The organism is Mycobacteroides sp. CBMA 271 (assembly GCF_009729205.1).
GTDB lineage: Bacteria > Actinomycetota > Actinomycetes > Mycobacteriales > Mycobacteriaceae > Mycobacterium.
This window is the reverse complement of sequence record NZ_VTHB01000002.1, coordinates 468,164-484,917: the sequence shown is the minus strand read 5'-3', so window position 1 is coordinate 484,917 and position 16,754 is coordinate 468,164. Positions and strand designations below refer to the sequence as shown.

Below are 16,754 nucleotides of genomic sequence, written 5' to 3'. Positions count from 1 at the left end.
GGAAGGGAACCCTGCATGACCATGCCGCAGCAAGGTTCCAAGTCTCGCCGGGTACTGATGATCGGTGCGGTGTCGGTGCTCGTGGTGCTGGCCCTGATCGGCGGGTACCTGGGTCTACGCAAGGCCGGCGTGGTGGATGACAAGATCTCCGTCACCGCCCAATTCGATGAGGGGTCGGGCCTTTTCGTAGGCAATGTGGTCGAGGTGCTCGGCCTGCCGGTAGGCAGCATCGAGTCGGTGACCGCCAAGGGCACCTACGTCGAGGTCAAGTTCAACGTGGATCGGGACGTGAAGGTGCCCGCGAACGTCGTCGCGGCCGCCTTCACCAGCTCGGTGCTCACCGACCGGCATGTCGCGTTGAGCCCGCCCTATACCGAGGGGCCGGTGCTCAAGGACGGCGACACCATCCCGCTCGACCGCACCCGCACGCCTGTCGGATTCGACCGGGTGCTCGCCACCGTCGACAAGCTCAGCTCGGCGATGAAGGGCGACGGCAAGGGCGGCGGACCGGCCGCGGACCTCGTCAACATCGGAGCACAGACCGCTGCCGGTAACGGCGAACAGGTCAAGACCGCGCTCGACGAATTGTCGAAGGCGCTCAAGATGACCACCGATGGCGCCGAGACCAAGGATCAGCTCAGCACCATCATCAAGAGCGTGAGCTCACTGGTAAATGCGATGGCGGAGAACGACAAGGCAATTCGCCAGTTCGGTTCGGCGGTGCACGGCACCTCAGACGTGTTGGCGGCCGAGAAGTTCGGTACCGGAACCACGGGGCGCAAGGCCAACGAGGTCCTCAAGAACACTGCCGAGCTCATCGAGAAGAATCGCGACGTCATCAAGGGTCTGCTGGGCAACACCAACGTCACCATGCAGTCGTTGACCGACAACCAGCGCGAGCTGAAGGAAACCCTGGATCTGCTGCCGCTGACGCTGGACAATCTGGACCGCGTCATCGACCCGGTGAACGGGTCGATTCGGCTGCATCCGTTGTTGGACAAGCTGCTGTTCGAGAGCCAGTTCACCAAGGAAATCTGCAACATGATGGGGTTGCGGCAGCTCGGATGCAGCACCGGCACGATGGCCGATTACGGACCCGACTTCGGGTTGACGTACATGCTCGACGGCATGGCCAGGATGGGGCAGTAGTTGTGATGAGCATTTCGAAGCCCAGGTTGGCCGCGCTCGCCCTGGCCGGTGTTCTTGCCGTATCTGCGTGCACCCCACCGGGACTCGACAGCCTGCCGCTTCCCGCCCCCAACATGGGCTCGGATTCCTACAAGCTGACCGCGCGATTCGCCAATGCGCTCAACCTCCCTGCGAAGGCCAAGGTTCGTCTGGGCGGCGCCGATGTCGGCGAGGTCGAATCGATGGAGGCGCTCGACTACGTGGCGGTGGTGCAGCTACGGATTCGTGAGGGTGTGCGACTGCCCGTCGGTACGACCGCGCAGCTCCGCACGGCAACCCCGCTCGGCGACGTTTTCGTGGCCGTCACGCCACCTGCCAAGGCATCGGGCCAGCTTCTCAAGAACGGCGACAAGCTGGGTCTCGACACGACGTCCTCGGCCGCCACGGTCGAGGGTGTGCTCGCCTCCGCGGCCGTCCTCGTCAACGGCGGTGTCATCAGGAATCTGACACACCTGGTCAACGGGTTTGGAAAGTCGTCTGGCGGACAAGGCAGCAACGGCATCGTGTTCGGTGAGATCGTCAAGCAGTCCGATCAGTTGATGGGCACGCTCAACGGCCGGTCGGCCCAGATCCAGAACTCGCTCGACAAGACCTCCCGGTTGGCCTCGACGCTGTCGGCGCGGGAAAAGACGATCAACGATCTGCTGGAGTCCTCGGCACCCGCGCTGCGGGCGATCGACCCCAATCAGGTCGGCGATTTGGCCGACACGGCGGGCCACATCTCCGATCAGCTGGCGAAGTTCCCGTCGATCCAGGGCACCGACACCCGCAGTATGATCGCCGACTTGAACTCGATCGCCCGCGGATTCAACGACATCACCACCAGCCCCAATACCAGCCTGGTCGCACTGAACCGGTTGATACCGGTTGCCGTCAAGGCCAATTCGGGTAGCGGACTGTCCGTCGACGTCAACATGGCCAAGCTGGCGCTCGGCAACTGGCCCGATGCCGGGTACAAGGGCGACCCAACGTTCCACGGTCCTAAGCAGGCCGACTGGGGCTATCTCGTTGGCAGCTTCAAGTATTCGCTGTACCGGTTGCAGGAACGGGTCGTGGGTCAGGGACCCAACCCGCCAGCCCCGGAACCGCCAGCCGCGCCTCAACCGGCCGCCGCGCCGGCCTCGCCGGAACCGGGACCGGGCCGATGACCGCGCCCCAGACAAGCGGGGGTCTGCTGGAGTCGATCTCCCGCGGACTGGTGGCATTGTCCGACGTCTTCAAGCGCAGCTGGAAGTGGCTGTCCGTGGTCGGCCTGGTGGGGATTCTCGTTGTCTGTGCCGGCTACGTGATGTTCGGAACCTTGAAGGTCAACCCGATCGAGTCCAAGTACCAGGTGAAGGTGCAGCTGCACGAATCCGGTGGGCTGTTGCCGAATCAGGAAGTCACGCTGCGTGGCGTCCCGATCGGCCGGGTGCAGTCCGTCAACCTGGAAAAGGGCGGCGTGGTCGCGACGGCGTCGATCGAGAGCGGCGTGAAGCTACCGGTGAGCAGCGAAGTGCGGGTCTCTGGACTCTCGCCGGCGGGTGAGCAGTACCTCGATTTCCGCCCGACGACCAACGACGGCCCGTTCCTGGGGAACAACAGCATCGTCGCGATGGGCCAGGCGAGCACGCCGATGACCCTTGCGCAGGTGCTGGCGGATTCCGACGGTCTGCTCGCGCAGCTCGATACCGAGAAGCTCAAGGTCATTCGTCAGGAGATGGGTGTCAGCACCCAGGGGGCCGACAAGCTCGCCGATATCTTCGACGGCGGGACCTTCCTGATCACCACCCTGGACGGGGTGCTGCCGGAAACGGTTGACCTGCTCAAGTCCGGCAGGGTGACTTTCTCGACCCTCGTCGACCTCAACTCGGGCCTGGATTCGACCGGCCAGCAGCTGGGCAGCACCTTCGCCGGGCTGAAGAAGATGGACGGCGGATTCCGGACACTGCTCGGTCGGGCGCCGCAGACATTGCACGGTGTGGACAACATCTTCGCCGACAACTCCGACACCATGGTGCAACTGCTGGGCAACCTCGCCACCGTCGCGCAGATCAACTACGTGCGGGTGCCCGCGCTCAACGCGCTGTTCCCGGGGCCCGAGGTGCGCGGATCTACGCTGGAGAGCGTCTCGACGATTTTCCACGACGGCGCCATCTGGGCGCTGGCAGACCTGCTGTATCCGCGGCCGACCTGCGATTACGCGACACCGCGCAGGCCTGTGTCGGATGCCAGCTTCTATGAGCCGGCGCTGTACTCCACCTACTGCGCCAATCCCGATCCGGCGGTGCTGGTTCGTGGTGCTCGGAACGCGCCGCGGCCCGCAGATGACGACACCGCGGGTCCGCCGCCCAATGCGGACCTGGCGAAGGTGTCCGATCCGACGCCACGGGGTAAGTGGAGCGTTCCGACGCCGTATGGTGGACCGCAGTGGCCTCTCCCGATTCCTGGGGATGCACCCTTGCCTCCCGAGGCGCCTGCGCCACCGCCCGGTTTCGGTAATACTCCGCCTACCGGTCGTTAAGGCGTACCCGGATAGGTATCAGTAGGAAGCGCAAGGAGCACAACCATGGCAGACGACGCTGCAGGCAAGGACGCCAAGAAGGCGGAAGAGGCCGTGGTAACGGAGAACGTCGAGTCCACCGCGGACAAGGCGGCTGACACCGCCGCCGATTCGGGTTCGGAAGTAGCGGACTCTTCGGAGGTCGCCGACTTCGATGCCGAGGCATCGCCGAAGGATTCCGATGACTCGAAAGATGACTCAAAGAATGACTCGGAAGACGACGAGGACATCAGCCTCGAACCGGATGACGAGGAAGACGGCAAGTCCGGGGGCATGAAGGGCCGTCATTGGGCCTTGACCGCTGCCGCCGTTGCCGTGATCGCTGTAGCCGCGGGGACGGCCGTCATCGGCCGGCTCTACGAAGAGCAGCGCATCGAACAGAGTTCGTCGAGTGAGGCGCTGGTCGCGGCGCAGGAATTCGCCAACGTCATGATCAACGTGGACAGCACGAAGCTCGATGACACGTCCAGCAAGACCTTGGACAAGTCGACTGGCGATTTCAAGAAGAACTACGCCGAATCCAGTGCCGCCTTGCGTCAGGTCATGGTCGAGAACAAGGCAAAGGCAACCGGAGCTGTCGTTGACTCCGCTGTGAAGTCGGCAACGCCGGATAAGGTCGAGGTGCTGCTGTTCATCGATCAGGCAGTAACCAATGTGGCGGTTCAGGAACCGCGCATGGACCGCAGCCGTGTGCAGATAACGATGGAGAAGGTCGACGGACGCTGGCTCGCCAGTAACGTCGAGCTGGCCTAAGACCCGCCTTCGATGGCCGTCGGTGGGCTGCTGCTCGTTGCCCTGGGGATCGCTATCGGGATGGTCGGCATCGTGGTGCCGATGGTTCCCGGAACCACCTTGGTGGTGCTGTCTGTCGGCACGTGGGCGTTGATTGAATCAACCACGAAGGCCTGGGTGGTCCTGGGAATCGTGGTGGCGTTGGCCATAGCAACCACGGTGGTGAAGTACGTGTGGCCGGCCCAACGCATGCGAGAGGCGGGGGTGCCCGCGCTCAGCTTGGTTTTTGGCGGGATCGCGGCAATCATCGGGTTTTTCGTCATCCCGGTGGTGGGGTTGGTGATCGGCTTCGTGCTGGGCATCTACCTCGTCGAATTCATTCGACGCAACAGTCAGAAACAGGCGTGGGGTGCGACGGTCACCGCGGTGAAAGCGGTGGCCACCTCGATCGGTATTGAAATGGTGGGCGCCATGGTGTCGGCCGGAATTTGGCTCGGCGCTGTGTTGGTCTGATTCCTATGCCCCGCGAGAAGGCACTCAGGTACACAAAACAATCGATTTCTGTACCTGAGTGCCTTCTCGCCGGATCAGATCAGCGCCGACCGCAGCGCGGTGAGGCCGTCGCCGTCGATCCCAGCGGCCGTCAGCATCGCCTCGGATGACCCGAAAACGTTGGCAACTCGGCTGAATCCGGTGTCGAGGTACTCCTCGCGGACGCCGAGCACCTCGTCGGAGAGCATGGCGGCCATGGTTTGCGCGAGCTCGGGTTCGGCGGCGTTCATCTGCGCGGAGATGTGGGCGCGCATGGCGCTGATCGCCGCGTTGCTCAACAGATAGTCGGCGGCGATATCGGTGTAGTCGATGCCGACCGAATGCAGCACGACCCCGATCAGGAGGCCGGTTCGGTCCTTGCCCGCCGCACAGTGCACCAAAGCCGTTGCACCGCTGGCGAGTTGATCGGCCACCGCCTTGAGGGCGACGAGCGTACCGGGTAGTTCGACGAATCGCCGGTACTCGGAGAGCATGAACTCGACCTGCGATGCCGGGTCGGGGCCGCGGCCCGAGGTCATGCTTTCGATCATCATCTGCCGGTAGGCGATCTCGTGGGGGGCGCGTTCCTCCCCGGCCACCGGAGTGGCAAACGGAACCTCGTGTACCCGGATTCCGCCGTCCACCCTGTCTGATCCGGTGCGTGCGATCTCGGAGGGGCTACGTAGGTCGTACAGGTCGGTGACGCCGAATTCACGGAGTGTCTGGGCACCCGCCGCGGTGAGACCGCTGAGCTCAGAGGATCTGAACAGCACGCCGGGCCGGATGGAGACGGGGGAATCGGGCCCGCCGACATCTCGAAAGTTCCAGATGCCCTCCACGGTGCTGTCTGCGGGGGAGGCGGTCGATTCGGCGCTGGAAATCGTCACACCCCCACGGTAGCGGGCGGTGTTCCTGCGTCTTCAGGGTCTACGCCGATGCCTTCGCCCCTCTTGTGGCGAAACAGCGCGAAGAAGGCGACCGCGACCACCAGGGCGTATCCGGCAAAGCTCAGCCAGATGCTGTGCCAGTCCTTGCTCTGGTCGGGGTAGGTAAAGAAGTTCTCGATGACGGCCCCGCTGATGAGGCTGCCCAACATGGCGCCCACCCCGTTGGTCATCAGCATGAACAGGCCCTGCGCGCTCCCCCTGATCGCCGGATCGCACTGATCCTCGACGAACAGCTGGCCCGAGACGTTAAAGAAGTCGAAGGCCATGCCGTAGATGATGCAGGACAGCACGATCATCCAGAGCCCGTCTCCGGGATTGCCGTACGCGAACAGACCGAAACGTAGCGTCCACGCCACCATGCTCATGAGCGTCACCGTCTTGATTCCAAAGCGGCGCAAGAAGAATGGGATGGCCAGGATGAACAAAGTCTCGGAGATCTGCGAGATAGACATGATGATGGCCGGGTGCTCGACGGTGAACAGACCCTGGTAGGCATCCACGTTCGCGAAGTCATGCAGGAACGTGTCGCCATAGGCATTGGTGAGTTGCAGGGCGCCGCCGAGCAGCATCGCGAAGATGAGGAAGACCGCCATCTTGCGATGACGAAACAGCGTGAAGGCGGTGAGGCCGAACCTGTCGGCGAACGTGCTGCTGCGCGTGCTGTCCAGTTTCGGCGGGCATGCGGGCAGCGTGAAGGCGTACAGACCCAGAAGAACAGCCGCCGTACCCGCGACGTAGAACTGGCCGGCCGAGGTCTCCAGCCTCAGCAGACTCACCGTGTGCAGCGCCGCGATGAATCCCACCGTGCCCCACACCCGGATGGGCGGAAAGCTAGTGACGGTGTCCCTGCCGGCGTTCTTGAGGGCGTTAAAGGCGACTGTGATCGCGAGCGAGAGCGACGGCATGTAGCACAGCATGTTGAGCAGCAGAACCCAGAAGAAGACGGTGGGACTGTTCACCAGGGGAAGACCGAACAGTGCTGCGGCCCCGACAAGATGCAGTATCCCGTAGAGCTTTTCGGCGTTGAGCCACTTGTCGGCGATCGCGCCCATGATCGGTGGGGTGATGATCGCGCCAATGCCCATGGTGGAGAACGCGGCCCCGAAGTGCGCACCCGACCAGTGCTTGTTGTTGAACCAGTACGCCCCGAGCGTCAGCAGCCATGCTCCCCACACGAAAAACTGCAGGAAGTTCATCACGACCAGTCGAGTCGAGAGAGTGGATCGATTTCTCATACGAGTTCCCATACTGGATGAGATCGCCCCAGTTGGCAGCGCGAATGGCTAAGGAACGACCTAGTGCCTTTCTCAGGGTTTAGGCCGTCAGGTAAACATGTGTCATGGACGATGACGTGACACCGGACGCTGACGCCATCCCCGCGAGCCTGCTGGACTACCTCAATCGGGAGCTGGGCGAGCAGGTAACGGTTCGCCGGCTGTCCGCGGGACACTCCAACCTGACCTATGTGGTTGCGGGAAGCTCTGGCGCGCAGTGGATTATGCGGCGTCCGCCGTTCGGTCGGCTGCAGGCGGGTGCGCACGACGTGATGCGCGAGTACCGCGTGCTCGACGCGCTCAGCAGCGCCCAGGTGCGGGTCCCGCGCGTCACCCTGGCCAGCACCGACGCCGAGATCTTCGGCGCTCCCTTCTATCTGATGGAGCGTCAGGAGGGGGAGGTGATCCGGGATGTCTCGCCGGAATGGTTCGTCGGGCCCGCGCGGCGAGAGCTGGTGCTGGACCTGGCTGTCGCGCTCGCCGAGATACACAATGCCGATCCCGCGCGGTTGGTGGAGGCCAAGCTGGGACGTGAATCGGGTTATCTGGCACGGCAATTGAAGACGTGGGGCGGGCAGTGGGAGTCCATCAACGAGCTGCCCACCGGCCGCGATCTGGAGGATCACACCGCCATCACCACCTGGCTCACCGAGAATTACCCCGGAGACCGTCCGGCGGCCGTGGTGCACGGGGATTACAAGCTGGATAACGTGCTCGTCGACTCGGCAACGGCGCAGATCACGGCCGTCCTGGACTGGGAGATGGCGACCGTCGGTGATCCGCTGGCCGACCTCGGATACCTGTTGTACATGACCCCGGAACCCGGTGGGGAGGTCGCCATGGCAGAGCTCACCGGATCGGTGACCGCTCAGGACGGCTGCCCCACTCACTTGGAGATCGCCGAGGCCTACCGCGGTGCCCGCACTGGTGATCAAAGCTATTGGACCCCAGGCGATTTGATCTACTATCAGGTGTTGGGCGGCTGGAAGCTCGCCACCCTGCTGGAGGTGTCCTACCAGCGACATCTGGCGGGTACCACCGACGACCCGTTCTTTGCGGAGCTGGACGAGGGCGTTCCGAGGCTGCTTTCGGTTGCCCGCAGCCTCATTCCGGCCGCCGGATAGCATCGCGTACTAACTCACCGACTCGCTCGCTACCCAAAGGAAAGCCATGTCAGACGAAGTCCTGATTGAACAGCGTGACCGTGTCCTGCTAATCACCATCAACCGCCCGGATGCGCGGAATGCGGTCAACAGGGCCGTCAGCTTGGGACTCGCCGCTGCGGCAGAGCGGTTAGACGGCTCCGATGATCTGTCCGTCGCGATTATCACCGGTGCGGGTGGAAACTTCTGTGCCGGAATGGATCTCAAGGCATTCGTGAGCGGCGAGGCGGTACTTTCCGAGCGTGGCCTCGGCTTCACCAACGTGCCGCCGCGTAAGCCGATCATCGCTGCGGTGGAAGGCTTCGCCCTGGCAGGTGGCACCGAATTGGTGCTGTCCTGCGACCTGGTGGTGGCGGGTCGCAGCGCCAAGTTCGGCATCCCCGAGGTCAAGCGCGGCCTGGTGGCCGGTGCCGGGGGTCTGCTACGGCTGCCGAATCGGATTCCGTACCAGGTCGCTATGGAGCTGGCGCTGACCGGTGACTCATTCACCGCCGAGGACGCCGCCAAGTACGGGTTCATCAACCGGCTCGTCGACGACGGGCAGGCCTTGGAGACCGCGCTAGAGCTGGCCGCAAAGATCACCGCGAACGGTCCCTTGGCCGTCGCTGCCACTAAGCGCATCGTCGTCGAGTCGGCGAGCTGGGCGCCGGAGGAGGCCTTCGCCAAGCAGGGCGAGATCCTCATGCCGATCTTTGTGTCCGAGGACGCCAAGGAAGGCGCGAGGGCATTCGCCGAGAAGCGCGCCCCCGTCTGGAAGGGCAAGTAGCTTTAGCTTTTCGCGGAGCCTCGGGTCTCTTCGAAAACGGACAAGTGGCGCTCTCGGGCAATCGGCGTACTGTTGTTAGTTGTGCGAACTCACGAGTGAGTTAGGGCTGTGACCAGCGCTTTCAGATGTACGCACACCTGACATCAGCGTTTGATGGGAGACCTGCTGTGGCCAGAACCGAAGGTGACACCTGGGACATCGTGACGAGCGTGGGGGCCACCGCGCTCATCGTGAGTGCGATGCGGGCCGTCGAGGCGCGTAAGCCCGAGCCGCTGGCGCGCGACGATTATGCGCAGCATTTTGTCGCTGCGACGAAGGCCCAGGCTCCCGTGTTCTCTGAGTTGTTGGACGATCCTGCGGTCGCCCAGGAGCCGGACGTTCAGCTGTTCTCGAGCTATCTCGGGGCACGGACCAAGTACTTCGACGAGTTCTTTCTCGCGGCCGGGGAAGCGGGCATTCGGCAGGCGGTGATCCTGGCGGCCGGGCTCGATGTCCGTGGGTACCGACTGCCATGGGCCGCGGGCACCACGGTCTACGCGCTTGACCTCCCCAAGGTGCTTGAGTTCAAGACCCGGGTTCTCGACGAGCACGGCGTACAGGCCACGACCACGGTCCGTGATCTGCCTATCGATCTGCGCGACGATTGGCCAGCGGCGCTCAAGGACGTCGGATTCGATTCCACGCAACCGACGGCCTGGCTGGCCGAGGGGCTACTTCCTTTCCTGCCCGGCGCCGCCCAGGATCTGCTGTTTCAGCGCATCGTCGACCTCTCCGCACCTGGGAGCCGGGTTGCCGTCGAGGATTTCGGTGCTCCGGGGACTCAGGCAGACCGGATGTCCGATGCGATGGAGAAGGACGAAGGCACGCTGCAGCGGATCTTCAAGAGTCTCGTGGAAGAGGATGGCCCGCCGTCGAGCCTGTGGTTCGGCGACGAGCGCGAGGATCCGGCGCGGTGGCTGACCGGACATGGATGGGCCGTCGACGCGACCAGCGCCGGTGAACTGCTGGAGCGGTATAACCGCGCTCCCTTGGCCGGCGAGCACGATCTGACCGACGCCATGGCACAGAGCCGGTACTTCACCGCCGTTCGAGATCGTTGAGAGGCTGAGATGACCAGTACGGACCAGGGAAGCTCGGCACGCACCGACGGCGATTCATGGGACATCGTGTCCAGTGTGGGATACACCGCGCTCGGTGTCAGCGCGCAGCGTGCCGTGGAAAGCGAGCGGCCCGACGCGCTGATCGATGACCCGTTCGCAAAGCATTTCGTGCTCGCGGCGGGCGAACCGCATTTGATCGGGACAATAACGAAACGTGATGCGCCGCAAGCATCTCCGTTCGAGTATCTGCGCGGTATGGGCTTGCGCAGCCGGTTCTTCGATGAGTTTTTTCTGGAGGCCGCGGCCTCCGGCATACGGCAGGCGGTGATTCTGGCGGCGGGTCTGGACGCACGTGCGCACCGGCTGCCGTGGCCCGCTGGCGTCACGGTGTTTGAACTGGACCTGCCGGAGGTTCTGGCCTTCAAGGACCGGGTGTACGCCGAGCAGGGAGCCGCGCCAACATGTGATCGGCGAGTCGTCGCGGTGGACCTGCGCGACGACTGGCCCACCGCGCTGAAGGAGGCCGGATTCGATCCCGGCCAGCCCACCGCCTGGTCGGCGGAAGGGCTGCTGCCGTATCTGCCTGCGGCAGCGCAAGAACTGCTGTTTGAGCGGGTGGCCGAGCTGTCGGCTCCCGGTAGCCGCGCCGCCATCGAGGGGCCGACGGGTGCCTTGGGTATGACTCAGTTCGCCAAGGTCGAACAGAAGTACCGGTCCGAGAAGGACACGTTCGGCAAGATAGATATCACTGAGCTGTTCTACGACGACGAGAAGACGCCGCCCGTGGTGTGGTTCTCCGAACGTGGATGGAACACTCAGGGGCTGGACATGTTTGCGCTTGCGGATAGTTACGGCGTGCAGTACCCGGAAGTCCCCGAGGACATCCGCGAGCTCGCCAGCGCTATGCACTACCTGACGTGCACCCTGGCTGAAAGGACCACACGATGACCAATCTCGAGGACAAGGACTGGTCGCGCACCGAGGGCGACTCCTGGGACATCGTGTCGAGTGTCGGATTCACGGCGCTGGGCGTGGCGGCGGCGCGTGCAATCGAGAACGCACACGCCGAGCCGTTGGTGCGCGATACGTATGCGGAGCATTTCGTGCGTGCCGCAGGCGAACCGAACCTGATCGCGCTGCTGGACAATCCCGAGGCGCAGGGTACGAACCCAACCACCGCGCTGCGGCAGATCGGCTTGCGCAGCAAGTTCTTCGATGAGTTCTTTGTGAGCGCAACGAATTCCGGGTGCACACAAGCGGTGATTTTGGCCGCTGGACTGGACGTGCGCGCACATCGGTTGCCGTGGCCGGAGGGCACCAAGGTCTTCGAGCTCGATCAACCCCAGGTCCTGGAGTTCAAGGACCGGGTCCTCGCCGAACACGGCGCCACTCCGACCAGCGACCGGCGCGAAATCGCTGTCGATCTCCGGGACGACTGGCCTGCCGCATTGCTCGCGGCGGGTTTCGATCCCGAGGCTCCGACGGCATGGTCGGCCGAAGGCTTGATCATCTATTTGCCCTCTGCGGCACAGGATCTGCTGTTCGAGCGGGTTGTGGCGCTGTCGGCGCCGGGAAGCCAGATCGCCGTTGAAGCCCTGCGCGGAAGGCCGGACTTCTCCAAATGGGGTGAGGTGCAGAAGAAATACGCCGACGAGGACCATCCCATGTCGAAGGTGGACATCAGTTCGCTGTTCTATGACGAAGAACGAGCAGACGTACAGGAGTGGTTGGCCGCGCGTGGGTGGACGGTGCAGGGCGCGGATGCCCTGCAACTGGCCGCCGCGTACGGGGTGGAGGTCCCGGAGCTGCCGCAGGAGATCGTCGAGCTGACGAAGCAAGGTAACTACCTCACCGCCGTTCGGCCCGGCTAGGGGCGGCTGGCAGGCAGTGGTGGAGCGGACCTGACAAAACAGCGCAATGAACCCCGTCTCCGCAGCGGCTCGCGGTGCAAGACTGGAGTGTGTGAGCCCGTCCCCAGAGAACACCGAGACCTCCGAGAACACCACGTACGTCGAGCCCGGTGAGTTCAAGCGGGACACCAACTACATCACCACCCGGATCACGGCGGACGGCCGTGACGGCTATCCGGTCGAATCCGGCAGGTATCGACTCGTCGCCGCGCGAGCGTGCCCCTGGGCCAACCGCACCCTGATTGTCCGCCGCCTCCTTGGACTGGAAAATGTTCTTTCACTTGGTCTTTGCGGTCCAACGCATGACAAGCGCAGCTGGACCTTCGATCTTGATTCGGGTGGGGTGGACCCGGTACTGGGAATCCATTTCCTGCGTGACGCCTACCTCAAGCGGTATCCGGACTATCCGCGCGGCATCACGGTTCCCGCGATCGTCGAGGAGTCCACGGGCGAGGTCGTCACCAATGACTATGCACAGATGACGCTGGACTTCTCCACCGAATGGGCCGAGTACCACCGCCCCGGAGCGCCGCAGCTGTATCCGGAGGCGCTGCGTGCAGAGATCGACGAGGTAAGCCGCCGCATTTACACCGAGGTTAACAACGGTGTCTATCGGTGTGGTTTCGCCGGAGGTCAGGAGGCGTACAACGCCGCGTATGACCGCCTGTTCACGGCCCTGGATTGGTTGTCGGAAAGGCTTGCCGGACAACGTTATCTCGTCGGAGAAACCATCACCGAGGCCGACGTGCGGCTGTTTACCACCCTCGTCCGGTTCGATCCGGTCTATCACGGACACTTCAAGTGCAACCGCGAGAAGCTGACCGAGATGCCCGCGCTGTGGGCCTATTCGCGAGATCTCTATCAGACGCCCGGCTTTGGTGACACCGTCGACTTCGGGCAGATCAAGGAGCACTACTACGTGGTGCACACCGACATCAATCCCACCCGGGTGGTCCCGAAGGGGCCGGATCTGAGCGGTTGGCTCACGCCACACGGGCGGGAAGCGTTGGGTGGTCGCCCGTTCGGTGAGGGAAGTCCGCCGGGGCCGCCGGCCGATTCAGAACGAGTACCAGATCGCGGTCCTTGCCCTGGTTAACTACCTTTGCAAGATTTACAAAAACGGAAGACTTGTTAACAAGCATGCCTTTCCTTAGGATCCGTCGGCATGCTGCACCACGGCGATGAGCGCTAGCGCGAAGAGCATTGAACAGGGTGAAGGGCGATTAGATGACTGATCAACCAGTGACTATTGGAGTTGCCCGCGAGTCGGGCGACGACGAGCGACGCGTCGCGTTGGTGCCGAAGGCGATCGCCGGCTTGATTGGCAAGGGTGTGAACGTCGTCATCGAAAGTGGCGCCGGAGAGCGCGCGCTGCTGCCTGACGAGCTGTACACCGAGGCCGGGGCCTCAACGGGTGACGCCTGGTCTGCCGACGTCGTCGTGAAGGTTGCGCCGCCCACTGCGGCAGAGGTCGCTCGCTTGCGCGAGGGACAGACCCTCATTGGGTTCCTGGCGCCGCGCAATGCCGACAACAGCATCGGCGCGTTGCGCAGTGCAGGCGTGCAAGCCTTTGCGCTGGAAGCGATTCCGCGTATCTCCCGGGCGCAGGCGATGGACGCATTGTCCTCGCAGGCCAACGTGTCCGGCTACAAGGCGGTGGTGTTGGCGGCCTCCGAGTCCACCCGGTTCTTCCCGATGCTCACCACCGCTGCCGGCACCGTGAAGCCGGCTCTCCTGCTCGTGTTGGGTGTCGGTGTGGCCGGCCTGCAGGCGTTGGCGACCGCAAAGCGCCTTGGCGCCCGCACCACCGGTTACGACGTGCGCCCCGAGGTGGCCGACCAGGTCCGCTCGGTGGGGGCGCAGTGGCTCGATCTCGGCATAGATGCGGCCGGCGAGGGCGGATACGCCCGAGAACTCACCGAGGAGGAGCGCGCACAGCAGCAGAAGGCGCTCGAAGAAGCCATCAAGGGATTCGACGTCGTCATCACCACGGCGCTCGTGCCCGGCCGGCCGGCCCCCCGCCTAGTGACCGCCGCCGCGGTCGAGGGCATGAAGCCCGGCTCCGTCGTCATCGACCTCGCCGGCGAGACCGGCGGCAACTGCGAGCTGACCGAGCCGGGCCAGACCGTCGTCAAGCACGGCGTCACGATCGCCTCACCGCTCAACCTGCCGGCGACGATGCCCGAGCACTCCAGCGAGCTGTACTCGAAGAACATCACCACCCTGCTGGATCTACTCATCACAGACGGCGCGCTCGCGCCGGACTTCGACGACGAAATCGTCGCGGGATCCTGCGTTACCCGGGAGGTCTCCTAGATATGTATGGACCATTGCTGGCCAACATCGCGATCCTGGTGCTTGCCGGGTTTGTCGGGTTCGCCGTTATCTCCAAGGTGCCCAATACCTTGCACACGCCGTTGATGTCGGGCACCAACGCCATTCACGGCATCGTGGTGCTAGGCGCGCTGATCGTGTTGGGTAACCTGCCCGCCGACGCCAGCTGGGGCACTCGGATCATCGCGTTTGTCGCGCTGATCTTCGGAACCCTGAACGTGATCGGTGGCTTCCTGGTGACCGACCGCATGCTGGGCATGTTCAAGTCGAAGAAGCCGGCACAGTCTGAGCAGCAGAAAGAGGCGGCCAAGTGAGCACCGAAAGCCTCACCTACCTTGTCGACGTCCTGTACATCGCCGCGTTTGCACTGTTCATCTACGGCCTGTCCGGGCTGACCGGGCCCAAGACTGCGGTACGCGGAAACCTGCTTGCCGCAGTTGGTATGGGCATCGCCGTGGTCGCCACGCTGATCAAGGTGATCCCGACCGCGACCACGCTGGATTGGATCCTGATCGCCGCCGGTCTCACCATCGGTGTCGCGCTGGGAATCCCGCCGGCCCTGAAGACCAAGATGACCGCCATGCCGCAGCTGGTGGCGCTGTTCAACGGCGTCGGCGGTGGCACCGTCGCACTCATCGCCTGGACGGAATTCATTGAGACCAAGGGATTCTCGGAGTTCAAGCCGGATCAGTCGCCGACCGTCGCGCTGGTAGTCGGGTCGTTGTTCGCCGCGATCATCGGTTCGGTTTCCTTCTGGGGCTCGCTGGTGGCCTTCGCCAAACTGCAGGAGTCCATCCCGAAGAGTGTCGAGAAGAAGTTGGTCGCCTCGGCCAAGCTGTTCCAGGCCTCTAACATCGTGTTGCTGCTGGCGGCCGTCGGCACCGCCGTGTACCTGGGGCTGCACCCGGGCAAGCCTGTCTGGTTGATCGTCGCGGTGTTGGTCTTCGCCGGCGTGATGGGTCTGTTCGTGGTGTTCCCGATCGGTGGCGCGGATATGCCCGTGGTCATCTCGCTGCTCAACGCGATGACAGGTTTGTCGGCTGCCGCAGCCGGTTTGGCGCTGAACAACACCGCGATGATCGTGGCCGGCATGATCGTCGGCGCGTCCGGTTCGATTCTGACCAACCTGATGGCCGTCGCGATGAACCGGTCCATTCCGGCCATTGTGTTCGGCTCGTTCGGCGGCGACTCGGGCGCGGCGGCAGGCCCCGGTGCCGAGCAGGGCGCGGTCAAGGCCACCTCGGCTTCTGACGCCGCGATCCAGATGGCCTACGCCAACCAGGTGATCGTGGTGCCCGGTTACGGTCTGGCCGTCGCGCAGGCCCAGCACACCGTCAAGGAGATGGCGGATCTGCTGGAGAGCAAGGGCGTCGAGGTCAAGTACGCCATCCACCCGGTTGCCGGTCGCATGCCCGGCCACATGAACGTCTTGCTGGCCGAGGCCGATGTGGAATACGACGCCATGAAGGAAATGGACGACATCAACGGCGAGTTCAACCGGACCGATGTCACCATCGTGATCGGCGCCAACGATGTCACCAACCCAGCGGCTCGTAATGACCCGTCCAGCCCGATTCACGGTATGCCGATTCTCAATGTCGACGAGTCGCGGTCGGTCATCGTGTTGAAGCGTTCGATGAGCTCGGGCTATGCCGGTATCGAGAACCCGTTGTTCTTCCAGCCGCAGACCTCGATGCTGTTCGGGGATGCCAAGAAGTCGGTGTCCGCGGTCATCGAGGAACTGAAGGCGCTGTAGCCCAGTCTTTTTGCCGTCGAGTGGGAATCTCACGTGGAAATCCGGTAGGAAATCCTCGCGAGATTCCCACTCGGCGTATGAAGGGTGTCGTGCGTCGGGTGTTGGCGGCTGTCGTCGGGGTCTGTGCGTTGTTGACACCTGGGAAGGCCGCGGCCGACCCATACGACTGCGCCTCGGTGGATCGGGCCCGGGTTCAGATTCGGGGACTGTCACTGGAGAACGGTGTCGCGGTTCGTCAGACCGCCATTGCCCGAAATCGTGCGATTGCCACCCTGCTGCGGACGGCGGCGGAGGACACGTCGGATGTGACCGTGCAAGAGCGCGCACTGGACGCCTCGGGCGCTGCACAGCGCTACGCCGATGTGATGGCGGCTCAGACTTCCGTCGACGGAGTGCTCGCGCCGCCCGGCGAAGAGATGGCCCGCGCGGTGAACACGATGGCCGCGTTGGACCGGGTCTGTCCCGCACGCTGACCGCGCAACCCGGTATTCTTCGCTCATGCTTTTATCTA

At 63.8% G+C, this 16,754-nt stretch carries 17 protein-coding genes; 15 read left to right on the top strand and 2 right to left on the bottom strand.

Features of this window, described 5'->3' with window-relative positions; translation table 11 throughout:
- Nucleotides 1-15 precede the first annotated feature (15 nt).
- Genes FZI91_RS07700 through FZI91_RS07680 form a run of 5 tightly spaced genes read left to right on the top strand, consistent with a single transcriptional unit; the run spans nucleotide 16 to nucleotide 4,975 of the window.
- Entirely contained in the window at nucleotides 16-1,149 is a 1,134-nt protein-coding gene (locus FZI91_RS07700; protein WP_155938213.1) for an MCE family protein, read from the top strand.
- A 5-nt stretch (nucleotides 1,150-1,154) separates the two neighbouring features.
- A complete protein-coding gene (locus tag FZI91_RS07695; RefSeq protein ID WP_155938211.1) occupies nucleotides 1,155-2,336 on the top strand; it encodes an MlaD family protein in 1,182 nt (393 codons plus the stop codon).
- Nucleotides 2,333-3,691, top strand: coding sequence for an MlaD family protein (locus FZI91_RS07690; RefSeq protein WP_155938209.1), 1,359 nt, complete (start codon nucleotides 2,333-2,335; stop codon nucleotides 3,689-3,691). Before FZI91_RS07695 ends, FZI91_RS07690 begins: the two co-directional genes overlap by 4 nt.
- Before the next feature lie 45 nt (nucleotides 3,692-3,736).
- On the top strand, nucleotides 3,737-4,483 hold the full coding sequence (locus tag FZI91_RS07685) for a hypothetical protein (RefSeq protein WP_155938207.1): 747 nt from the start codon (nucleotides 3,737-3,739) through the stop codon (nucleotides 4,481-4,483).
- 12 nt (nucleotides 4,484-4,495) lie between these two features.
- Nucleotides 4,496-4,975 carry a DUF456 domain-containing protein gene (locus FZI91_RS07680; protein ID WP_155938205.1) on the top strand — a complete coding sequence of 160 codons (480 nt, stop codon included), beginning with the start codon at nucleotides 4,496-4,498 and terminating at the stop codon, nucleotides 4,973-4,975.
- A 74-nt stretch (nucleotides 4,976-5,049) separates the two neighbouring features.
- Here the strand turns inward: FZI91_RS07680 and FZI91_RS07675 are convergent, their stop codons facing one another.
- Both FZI91_RS07675 and FZI91_RS07670 read right to left on the bottom strand, forming a co-directional pair.
- A complete protein-coding gene (locus FZI91_RS07675; RefSeq protein WP_162526508.1) occupies nucleotides 5,050-5,880 on the bottom strand; it encodes a tyrosine-protein phosphatase in 831 nt (276 codons plus the stop codon).
- On the bottom strand, nucleotides 5,877-7,175 hold the full coding sequence (locus tag FZI91_RS07670) for a nucleoside permease (protein ID WP_155938203.1): 1,299 nt from the start codon (nucleotides 7,173-7,175) through the stop codon (nucleotides 5,877-5,879). The genes FZI91_RS07675 and FZI91_RS07670 overlap by 4 nt, the downstream gene beginning before the upstream one ends.
- A 104-nt stretch (nucleotides 7,176-7,279) precedes the next feature.
- Between FZI91_RS07670 and FZI91_RS07665 the strand changes: the two genes are divergently transcribed.
- The 10 genes from FZI91_RS07665 (at nucleotide 7,280) to FZI91_RS07620 (ending at nucleotide 16,716) form a co-directional block, all read left to right on the top strand.
- Complete coding sequence (locus FZI91_RS07665; protein WP_155938202.1) at nucleotides 7,280-8,338, top strand: phosphotransferase family protein; 1,059 nt, start codon at nucleotides 7,280-7,282, stop codon at nucleotides 8,336-8,338.
- A gap of 46 nt (nucleotides 8,339-8,384) precedes the next feature.
- On the top strand, nucleotides 8,385-9,143 hold the full coding sequence (locus FZI91_RS07660; RefSeq protein WP_155938201.1) for a crotonase/enoyl-CoA hydratase family protein: 759 nt from the start codon (nucleotides 8,385-8,387) through the stop codon (nucleotides 9,141-9,143).
- Nucleotides 9,144-9,310: 167 nt separating this feature from the next.
- Entirely contained in the window at nucleotides 9,311-10,243 is a 933-nt protein-coding gene (locus FZI91_RS07655; RefSeq protein ID WP_162526507.1) for a class I SAM-dependent methyltransferase, read from the top strand.
- 9 nt (nucleotides 10,244-10,252) lie between these two features.
- The gene (locus tag FZI91_RS07650; protein ID WP_155938199.1) at nucleotides 10,253-11,191 is read left to right on the top strand and encodes a class I SAM-dependent methyltransferase; all 939 of its coding nucleotides are present in this window, start codon (nucleotides 10,253-10,255) and stop codon (nucleotides 11,189-11,191) included.
- Nucleotides 11,188-12,114, top strand: coding sequence for a class I SAM-dependent methyltransferase (locus FZI91_RS07645; protein WP_155938198.1), 927 nt, complete (start codon nucleotides 11,188-11,190; stop codon nucleotides 12,112-12,114). The genes FZI91_RS07650 and FZI91_RS07645 overlap by 4 nt, the downstream gene beginning before the upstream one ends.
- A gap of 91 nt (nucleotides 12,115-12,205) precedes the next feature.
- Entirely contained in the window at nucleotides 12,206-13,249 is a 1,044-nt protein-coding gene (locus FZI91_RS07640) for a glutathione S-transferase family protein (RefSeq protein ID WP_162526506.1), read from the top strand.
- Nucleotides 13,250-13,380: 131 nt separating this feature from the next.
- Complete coding sequence (locus FZI91_RS07635) at nucleotides 13,381-14,469, top strand: Re/Si-specific NAD(P)(+) transhydrogenase subunit alpha (protein ID WP_155938197.1); 1,089 nt, start codon at nucleotides 13,381-13,383, stop codon at nucleotides 14,467-14,469.
- Nucleotides 14,470-14,471: 2 nt separating this feature from the next.
- Nucleotides 14,472-14,801, top strand: a complete 330-nt coding sequence (locus FZI91_RS07630) for an NAD(P) transhydrogenase subunit alpha (protein WP_155938196.1) — start codon at nucleotides 14,472-14,474, stop codon at nucleotides 14,799-14,801.
- Nucleotides 14,798-16,243: an NAD(P)(+) transhydrogenase (Re/Si-specific) subunit beta gene (locus FZI91_RS07625; RefSeq protein ID WP_162526505.1), complete on the top strand. Its 1,446-nt coding sequence runs from the start codon at nucleotides 14,798-14,800 to the stop codon at nucleotides 16,241-16,243. Before FZI91_RS07630 ends, FZI91_RS07625 begins: the two co-directional genes overlap by 4 nt.
- A gap of 89 nt (nucleotides 16,244-16,332) precedes the next feature.
- On the top strand, nucleotides 16,333-16,716 hold the full coding sequence (locus tag FZI91_RS07620; RefSeq protein WP_162526554.1) for a hypothetical protein: 384 nt from the start codon (nucleotides 16,333-16,335) through the stop codon (nucleotides 16,714-16,716).
- Nucleotides 16,717-16,754 lie beyond the last annotated feature (38 nt).

Coding starts and splice junctions, on each gene's coding strand:
- FZI91_RS07700 (WP_155938213.1), top strand. CDS start 16: ATGACCATGCCGCAGCAAGGTTCCAAGTCTCGCCGGGTACTGATGATC.
- FZI91_RS07695 (WP_155938211.1), top strand. CDS start 1,155: ATGAGCATTTCGAAGCCCAGGTTGGCCGCGCTCGCCCTGGCCGGTGTT.
- FZI91_RS07690 (WP_155938209.1), top strand. CDS start 2,333: ATGACCGCGCCCCAGACAAGCGGGGGTCTGCTGGAGTCGATCTCCCGC.
- FZI91_RS07685 (WP_155938207.1), top strand. CDS start 3,737: ATGGCAGACGACGCTGCAGGCAAGGACGCCAAGAAGGCGGAAGAGGCC.
- FZI91_RS07680 (WP_155938205.1), top strand. CDS start 4,496: ATGGCCGTCGGTGGGCTGCTGCTCGTTGCCCTGGGGATCGCTATCGGG.
- FZI91_RS07670 (WP_155938203.1), bottom strand. CDS start 7,175: ATGAGAAATCGATCCACTCTCTCGACTCGACTGGTCGTGATGAACTTC.
- FZI91_RS07665 (WP_155938202.1), top strand. CDS start 7,280: ATGGACGATGACGTGACACCGGACGCTGACGCCATCCCCGCGAGCCTG.
- FZI91_RS07660 (WP_155938201.1), top strand. CDS start 8,385: ATGTCAGACGAAGTCCTGATTGAACAGCGTGACCGTGTCCTGCTAATC.
- FZI91_RS07650 (WP_155938199.1), top strand. CDS start 10,253: ATGACCAGTACGGACCAGGGAAGCTCGGCACGCACCGACGGCGATTCA.
- FZI91_RS07645 (WP_155938198.1), top strand. CDS start 11,188: ATGACCAATCTCGAGGACAAGGACTGGTCGCGCACCGAGGGCGACTCC.
- FZI91_RS07635 (WP_155938197.1), top strand. CDS start 13,381: ATGACTGATCAACCAGTGACTATTGGAGTTGCCCGCGAGTCGGGCGAC.
- FZI91_RS07630 (WP_155938196.1), top strand. CDS start 14,472: ATGTATGGACCATTGCTGGCCAACATCGCGATCCTGGTGCTTGCCGGG.